The 7,114-nt window shown below is 69.0% G+C and carries 8 protein-coding genes; 3 read left to right on the forward strand and 5 right to left on the reverse strand.

Translation table 11 applies throughout. The features are described from left to right. Positions 1–49 precede the first annotated feature (49 nt). Both ABT288_RS48850 and ABT288_RS48855 read right to left on the reverse strand, forming a co-directional pair. Positions 50–346 (reverse strand): hypothetical protein, encoded by a 297-nt coding sequence (locus ABT288_RS48850; protein WP_351623204.1) that lies wholly within the window; start codon positions 344–346, stop codon positions 50–52. Positions 347–561: 215 nt separating this feature from the next. Then, complete coding sequence (locus ABT288_RS48855) at positions 562–1,032, reverse strand: hypothetical protein (protein ID WP_351623206.1); 471 nt, start codon at positions 1,030–1,032, stop codon at positions 562–564. Positions 1,033–1,536: 504 nt separating this feature from the next. Here ABT288_RS48855 and ABT288_RS48860 point away from each other — a divergent pair. After that, positions 1,537–2,307, forward strand: a complete 771-nt coding sequence (locus ABT288_RS48860; protein ID WP_351623208.1) for a hypothetical protein — start codon at positions 1,537–1,539, stop codon at positions 2,305–2,307. 62 nt (positions 2,308–2,369) lie between these two features. Then, the gene (locus tag ABT288_RS48865) at positions 2,370–2,651 is read left to right on the forward strand and encodes a hypothetical protein (RefSeq protein WP_351623210.1); all 282 of its coding nucleotides are present in this window, start codon (positions 2,370–2,372) and stop codon (positions 2,649–2,651) included. A 106-nt stretch (positions 2,652–2,757) separates the two neighbouring features. Here ABT288_RS48865 and ABT288_RS48870 read toward each other — a convergent pair whose 3' ends face one another. The 3 genes from ABT288_RS48870 to ABT288_RS48880 all read right to left on the reverse strand — a co-directional run bounded on the left by ABT288_RS48870 (position 2,758) and on the right by ABT288_RS48880 (position 6,711). Next, entirely contained in the window at positions 2,758–3,717 is a 960-nt protein-coding gene (locus ABT288_RS48870) for a D-2-hydroxyacid dehydrogenase family protein (protein WP_351623212.1), read from the reverse strand. A gap of 490 nt (positions 3,718–4,207) precedes the next feature. Further along, positions 4,208–4,579 (reverse strand): hypothetical protein, encoded by a 372-nt coding sequence (locus tag ABT288_RS48875; protein ID WP_351623214.1) that lies wholly within the window; start codon positions 4,577–4,579, stop codon positions 4,208–4,210. A 1,376-nt stretch (positions 4,580–5,955) separates the two neighbouring features. Further along, positions 5,956–6,711: a GntR family transcriptional regulator gene (locus ABT288_RS48880; protein WP_351623216.1), complete on the reverse strand. Its 756-nt coding sequence runs from the start codon at positions 6,709–6,711 to the stop codon at positions 5,956–5,958. Between the two features lie 78 nt (positions 6,712–6,789). Here ABT288_RS48880 and ABT288_RS48885 point away from each other — a divergent pair, with 78 nt between their 5' ends. Further along, positions 6,790–7,038, forward strand: a complete 249-nt coding sequence (locus ABT288_RS48885; protein WP_351623218.1) for a hypothetical protein — start codon at positions 6,790–6,792, stop codon at positions 7,036–7,038. Positions 7,039–7,114: the final 76 nt, after the last annotated feature.

Here is a 7,114-nt window from a genome sequence, read left to right on the forward strand (position 1 = left end):
CTCGGTGCCGGGACCATTTCCTGCTCTGGTCGCCGGTACGGCGGTGCGCTTAGAAGGCGCTGTTGTTGCAGCCCATGGTCGAGCCGATGTGGGTGGCCTGGGCGCCCGGGTCACCCTCGCCGTTGAGCGCGTTGCCCAGCAGGCCGTTGAGGATGCCGACCTCGCCGAGGACGTCCAGGTTCAGGTCGTGCGACTTGCAGTTGGAGCTCTGCAGGACGCTGAAGCGGTCGCCGCCCTTGCCGCCTTCCTTGCCGCCTTCCTGGCCGCCGGCGTGGGCGGTGCCGGCCATGAGGCCGATGCTGCTGACGGCGGCGATCAGAACGGCAGCCTTGCGAAGCTTGTGCATGTCTTCTCCGGTGGAGTGAAGGAGTTGCGATCCGTGGCAGATCGCTTTCTTACAGTCACGGAGATTAATAGGAAATAACCCAAAACGGACAGCGACGCGCCGGTTTCTTGATCTCCTGACAAAAGCACCCGAAAGCCGTATCGCATGCGTGCGGGCCCTTCGCGGTTGTTCCTCGAAGGGCCCGTGCCGGGTCGGTGTCCGGCCGTCCGGTGGTGTCAGTGAGCGCTGGCGTGGGCGAGCGCGTTCGACTGGGTGTTGGCCTGCGTGCACTCGATGCCGTGGGTCTCGGACGCGGCGAGCAGGGCGACCGGGACGGCGGCGTTGAGCAGGGACTGCGGGCTGCACTCCTGGGACGGGCGGAAGAGGTTGGTCTGGCCGAGACCGCCGCCCTGTCCCGGGGCCGCCTGAGGGGAGATCTGCGGGTTGAGCTGCGGGCTCAGGGTCGGGTTCACCTGCGGGGTGACCTCAGCGCCCCGCTGCGGGCCGGCATACGGGGCCGGTGAGCCGTAACTCTGCACGCTGGCCTGCGAGGAGGTCGCCGAAGCCGCCTGGGCGTCCGGCTGCGAAACGGGGAGCGGAAGTCCACCGCCGTACGCGGGAACGGCGGCGGAGCTCGGGCCGGTGCCGACGGCGGACAGACCCCCGGCTGCTGCGACGACGAGCGCGACCCTGTGAAGCTTGCGCATGAAACCCTCGGCCCTTCATTGACCTGTGCTCGGAACGTATGGGAAATGCTGAAGAGTTGGTGTCGGTGGTGCTGTTTCCTGCTGCCCTGTACGGCTGCGACGGACCATCGCCCTGGCCCAGTGGGGAACGAGGGAAGCGGTGAAACGGATACGGACTCCGGGCCCTGGTCACCCATTTGCCTCAGGCTCCGTGTGCCTCGGTGCGGCGCCGCGAACGCCTCTGCAATCCTGATCGCGCGCGTCCGGCGGCCGACGGCAAATGGGTGACGGTGTATCGGGTCCCGTGACCGCGGCGAGGGAGAAGTCGTTGCCAACTGGGAGAGGGCAGCGATCATGGATCTATGGAGGGGCAAGGGAATTCGCTGCCAGCTCCGGCTAAAGTCCGCGTGCCGCCCGAGAGTTACCCCTGTAACGGCGCAGTACGAACATCAGACTGTGTGCACGCGAGACCGCGCCGAATACAACGGATTTCCCTGTACAGGTATTTGAAGGGCCGAGGGTTCCATGCGCAAGCTTCACAAGGCCGCGCTCGTCGCAGCAGCGGCCGGCGGTCTGTCCGCCATCGGCGCCGGCGTCAGTCAGGCCGCCGACTATCCCGCGGGGTACAGCGGCGCCGCTCCAGCGTCGGCTCCCGAGTACCCCGCACCGCAGTACGCGGCGCCGCAGTATCCGCCGCCCCAGTACGCGGCGCCGCCGCAGTACGTGCCGCAGTACGCGCCGCCGCAGTACGTTCCGCAGTACGCACCGCCGCAGTACGCGGCTCCGCAGTACGCGCCGCCGCAGATGGCCGGTCCGCAGGCCGAGGCGGTGTCCCGCTCGACGGGCGCCGCACAGGCCGCCGCTCCGCAGCCGTACTCCCCGCCGATGATGCAGGCTCCTCCGCCGCCCCCGCCGGCGCCGCCGCAGGAGCACGCCGCCAGCGCCACCGCCACGGCCTCGTCGGGAGGCTTCGCGCAGGCCGCCGGCCCGTCGTACGGCCCGCAGCAGGCCGCCGCCCCCCAGCAGTCGGCGCCGCAGGTCATGCCGCAGGTCAGCCCGCAGTCGGCACCGGAAGTCATGCCGAAGGTCGCCCCGCAGGTCGCCGTACCCCAGACGTTCGGCGCGGCGGATGGCCCGCCGCATGTCGCCCCCCAGGTGAACCCGCAGGTGAACCCTCAGGTGAACCCGCTCGTCAACCCGCTGCTCGCACCGGACGCGCCGCAGGCGCCCGGGCTCGGCCTCGGGCAGGTCGCGGCGCCTCCCGTCGGCTCACTGGGTCTGCCGCGCGTCGGCTGACCGCCTCGCCTCCCTCAACTCGATCCGCTGCGGATCGCATCCGCTCGACCAACGGAGAAGTAATGCGCACGTTCCAGAAGGCCGTCCTCGTGGGCGCCGCCGTCCTCGGCAGTGTCGGCACCCTCGGCCTCAACACCGCCTTCGCGCACGGTGAGCCCGGCCATGACGACCTCGACGTCAACCAGGGCATCGAATGCCGCTCGCACGACATGAACATCGATGTGCTCGGCAGCGTCGGCGCCGTCAACGGCCTGGCGGGCAACCTGCTGAACGGCGAAGGCGCCCCCGGCGCGCAGCAGAGCCACCTCGGTTCGGACATGGGCTGCAACAGCAAGGCGCTCTGACCGGGCACGCCGCACACTCAGGGAAAGCGCCGGCCCCTCCCCGCGGCGACGGGTGAGGGGCCGGCGCCCTTCCGTATGCGGCCGAACGGCAGGTTCCGCGCGCGGCTCAGGACAGCAGCCGTACCGGGGATCCGGCCAGGTAGGCCTGGATGTCCTCCACCGCCTGGCGGTAGTACGTCGTGTAGTTGGCGTGCGACACGTAACCGAGGTGGGGCGTGGCGAGGAGACGGGGCGCGGTGCGCATCGGGTGACCGGCGGGCAGCGGCTCGATGTCGAAGACGTCCACGCCGGCGCCCGCGATCCGGCCCTCGTGCAGCACGGCCAGCAGGGCGTCCTGGTCGACGACGGCCGCCCGGGAGGTGTTGATCAGGTAGGCGGTCGGCTTCATCAGGGCGAGTTCGGTGGCGCCGACCAGGCCCCGGGTGCTTTCGCGGGCGGCGACGTGTACGGAGACGAAGTCGCTGTCGGTGAGCAACTCCTCTTTGGATGCCGCGAGTTCGACGCCCGCCTCCTCGGCGCGCTCCTTGCTGAGGCCCGGGGTCCAGGCGCTGACCCGCATGTCGAACGCGAGCCCGACCCTGGCCACCCGGCTGCCGATCCGGCCGAGTCCGAGCAGGCCCAGCCGACGGCCGTGCAGGTCGGCGCCGACGGTGGACTGCCAGGGGCCGTTCGTGCGCAGCGCGGTGCTCTCCTCGACGATCCCGCGGGCCAGACCGAGCAACAGCGCCCAGGTCAGCTCGACCGGCGGGGTGCCCGAACTCTCCGTACCGCACACGGTGACGCCATGGGCCTCGGCTGCCGCGTAGTCGATGACGGTGTTGCGCATGCCGGAGGCCACGAGCAGCTTCAGCCGGGGCAGGCGGGCGAGCAGAGAACCGGGGAAGGGGACGCGTTCGCGCAACGTGACGACGATGTCGCAGTCCGCGAGGGCCGAGGCGAGGGCGTCCTCGCCGACCAGGTGCTCCCGCAGCGAGAAGACCTCCACCTCGTCCTCGACCGCCGACCAATCGGCCAACTCGGTGGCCACACCCTGGAAGTCGTCCAGCACCGCACAGCGAAGTCGCACGTCGTCTCTCCTCCCGGACATCTGCCGCGTTTCACGGACGGGGACAAGTGTCCATCCCTCGGCCTGAGCGGCTGACAGCCGGGGAGGGGCTGGCTGCCCTGGATCCGCTCCGGTGGACCTCCCCGACTCGAGGAGGTGGCGCCCTCGATCTCCAGGGTTACGGAACGACTCCGACGCCCCCTGGTGGGACGGTCCTTGGAGTAACAGCTGTTGGAACTGGACGGCGTGAGCTGGAGCAGGGCCTTCGAGGCGCCATGGGCCCGAACGCACTGCCGAGCGACGTGCGTGTCGAACGGGTTGCCTGTCGGCGGGCGCGTCACGGGCTGGTCGGCACTGTGCGGGTGTCGTCGGAGCGGTCGTGGAGTCCGTTGTGCTGGCGACCGGGGAACCCGCACGCCGCACACAGATGTGGGGGCCCGGGAGCTCCCGGACCCCCACGCGCCGACGCGGCGGGGCCGCGCCATTGTCGCCGTGGCGGGGCGATCGTGTACTACCCGCCGTAGTTGCTGGGGACGACGCAGAAGTCGATGTGGCTCAGGTCCGCGAACTTGCCGCTCGCGTTGATCGGGGCGTGCAGCGATCCGTCCGCCGAGATGCCGCTGGGGAAGCCCGTCGTGCTGTCGTAGGTGTAGACGTTGGCGTTGTCCCCGCCCTTGGCGGTGACCTTGACGGCGGCGCGGTGATCAGACGCGGGAATGTCGAAGCTGAACACCTGTCCGTCGGTGCTGCTGCTGACGGTGAGCTGGAAGGTGCCGTCGCCCGGGATCGAGACGGGTCCGGTCGCGGGATTGTCGACCCGGAACCCGGTCGCGCCCATGGGGCAGGACACGGCCGGGTTGTCGGCCACTTCCGTGGGCTGCACGCCTTCGTCGCTCGGGGGACCCGCCTGGGCCAACGCGGGAGCTGCGGCGAAACCGAGTGCCACGGTCGTGGTCAGGCCGGCGCCGACGAGCCGCAATCCCCATCTCAGCCGTCGCGACTGCGTCTTTGCTCGGGCAGTTACTCGCATAACGAGCACTCCTCCTCATTGCTTTGGGGTACCAGAGCTTGGGTACCTGATCTCGCCCCCGCGGACTCTCGCGCCCATTCCTTTGGCAGTTCGAGCTTTGAACATTCATCCGCCGTTGGGTGGGTCAACATTCACATGAATGGACTGTCATGGCGCTGCGCGACTCCTTTTCTAGGCCATACGAGCTTCAGTAACGGCCCTGAAAGGCGGATCGTGCCGTACCGGCGCCATGAGATCAGGGCCCGCCGCTTCACCGCGTGGGCGCGAAGACGAACTGACTTGACAAGCCGTCACATGACTCCAAATCGGTGATCCATGGCGCTTGTGCAGCACAGCTTCGCCTTGTTTCGGGGAACCGTCAGGAATTGATACCGGCGACAACTGCGACGGCCCGGCAGGCTGTTCGCGAACGGCTGCCGCCGTCACCCGCGCCGGCCAACGGTGCGAGCTGCTCATCCGCAGGGCGACCCCCGAGGCCGGAGAGCAGTGGACCGACACGGGCCGGCATCCCGCCCACCCCGGTGGCGGCGCGGGCGCGAAACCCCGGCGAGAGCCGGACAGCCCCGGACCCCGCCCTTGATCGTCAAGAGCGCGTCCGGGCTGACCCGCGTCGAGCGCCCCCACCCTGACCAGCAAAAAGCCCTACCGAGCGGGAGGGCGGTGCTCGGCGCCCCCGGCAGGACTCGAACCTGCGGCCAAGCGCTTAGAAGGCGCCTGGTGTTTGAGAGACAAGGTGGGCGCTGATCTGCTCAAACGTCCGGTCAGATCCGTCTCAACTGCAAGCGTCGACACGCATTCGACTCGTGTTGGGGAGGCGATCGCCGCACCGCTCAGCGTCAGACCCCCGGCTGAGCCGCCGGCGGCAAGCTGCCACTGCGCCAAAGGCGGTAGTTGGATCGAGTAGCTCCGAACGGATCACGGGAAACGAGGCACGTGTAATGAAGGCCGAGTAGCGAACCGGCGTCAACACCCAGTTTGGTAGCCAGGACCCGAGTGGGCAGCGGATGCTTGTCATTCGGGTCAAGGACCGCAACCGAATCAGCCAGCACGCCGCGAACTTCGACTACCTCGTACTCGACTCGGGTTCCGAGAGTCTCCTTCTCGTGGGAATGATCCCCGTCGAGCGGTTGATCGCATAGGCCACAGGTGTTCGCATGACGCGCGGCATCGGTCATGTTCGCCACGCTACCTAGTGTCGGGCGCAATGACCGAGATCTCGGTGATCTCGGCTAGGGGTTGATCGGGATCTCATAGACGATCTCGCAGTGAGCAGCGGGCACCACGATGTCCGCCGTCTCCACGGGCCGCCCTTGGTCGCTGTAGTACGTCCGCCGGATGTGTGTGACGAGCGCTGCCTTCTGGATGCCGAGCAGCGACGCCTCCTCGGCGGTCGCCTGCCGCGGCTCCGGCTGCTCCACGGCGTGGCTGACGGTGACGCCGATCGCGGCCATGCGGTTCACGACACCCGTCCCGGCGTGCGGCCCTCCCTCGGGGAGGACGACGAGGGTGCCGGCGGTGAGGTCGTACGGCTCCCAACTCGTGGAAAGCTGCACGGGCCTACCATCAGCCAGGAACTCGTACGTCGTCCGGACGCACAGGTCGCCCTCGGCGATGCCGAGCCGCGCCGCGATGTCTGTCGGCGCCGGCACCTTGGCCTCGGTCCGACTCTCCCAGTCTCCTTGCCTGCCCACGGCCTTCATGTCCGCCCGGAACGGCGACCCGTCGGGCCGCTCACGCGCCGACGAACGGACCACCCGGACCCGCTGCCGGGGCTCGGCGACGTACGTGCCTGAACCCGCGCGGCCCTCCAGCACACCCTGGGAGATCAGCAGCTCCTGAGCCCGGCGGACCACGTTCTCGCCCACCCCGCACTCCTGGCCGATCTGGGCGCGGGACGGCAGGCGGTCCCCGGGCTCCCACACGTGCTCCGCGATCCGCCGCCGGAGTTCGTCGGCGATGCGGAGGTAGGGCGGCTGCTCAGGCATATGGAAAATCTAGTCCACTAGCTCTAATCTAGTTAACTAGCTTCACTCAAAGTGACATCCGGTGACGGAGGCTGCCCTGTGCCCGCTTCGGGAGTTAGCGCGGCGGCCATCGCTGCCCGGCTGTCTGCCGTCGGGCTCTCCGCGCGCGTGGAGGAGCACGACCGGTGCTGGTCGGTCGAAGCGGAGGTGCCCCAATCGCTCTCCGCCGACTTATGGCGGGAGGTCCTGGAAGTGGTGGCCGAGGCCGATCGGTTCGGGCTCCTGGCCACCAGCCTGAACGGCCGCACCCTCTGGGCGGTCGTACATAATGAGCTTGTTCCGCTTTGACGGACACCATCGGTGTGGTGGTCAGGCTGCCAGTGCGGCCTCGTAGTCGGCGGGGCTGCAGTAGTCGAGGCTGCTG

This window comes from Streptomyces sp. NPDC001093, assembly GCF_040298985.1.
Taxonomy (GTDB): Bacteria; Actinomycetota; Actinomycetes; order Streptomycetales; family Streptomycetaceae; genus Streptomyces.

What these genes read in the sequence shown, in the direction of transcription:
- ABT288_RS48865 (WP_351623210.1), top strand. Translation starts at nt 2,370, where the DNA reads ATGCGCACGTTCCAGAAGGCCGTCCTCGTGGGCGCCGCCGTCCTCGGC.
- ABT288_RS48880 (WP_351623216.1), bottom strand. Translation starts at nt 6,711, where the DNA reads ATGCCTGAGCAGCCGCCCTACCTCCGCATCGCCGACGAACTCCGGCGG.
- ABT288_RS48850 (WP_351623204.1), bottom strand. Translation starts at nt 346, where the DNA reads ATGCACAAGCTTCGCAAGGCTGCCGTTCTGATCGCCGCCGTCAGCAGC.
- ABT288_RS48855 (WP_351623206.1), bottom strand. Translation starts at nt 1,032, where the DNA reads ATGCGCAAGCTTCACAGGGTCGCGCTCGTCGTCGCAGCAGCCGGGGGT.
- ABT288_RS48860 (WP_351623208.1), top strand. Translation starts at nt 1,537, where the DNA reads ATGCGCAAGCTTCACAAGGCCGCGCTCGTCGCAGCAGCGGCCGGCGGT.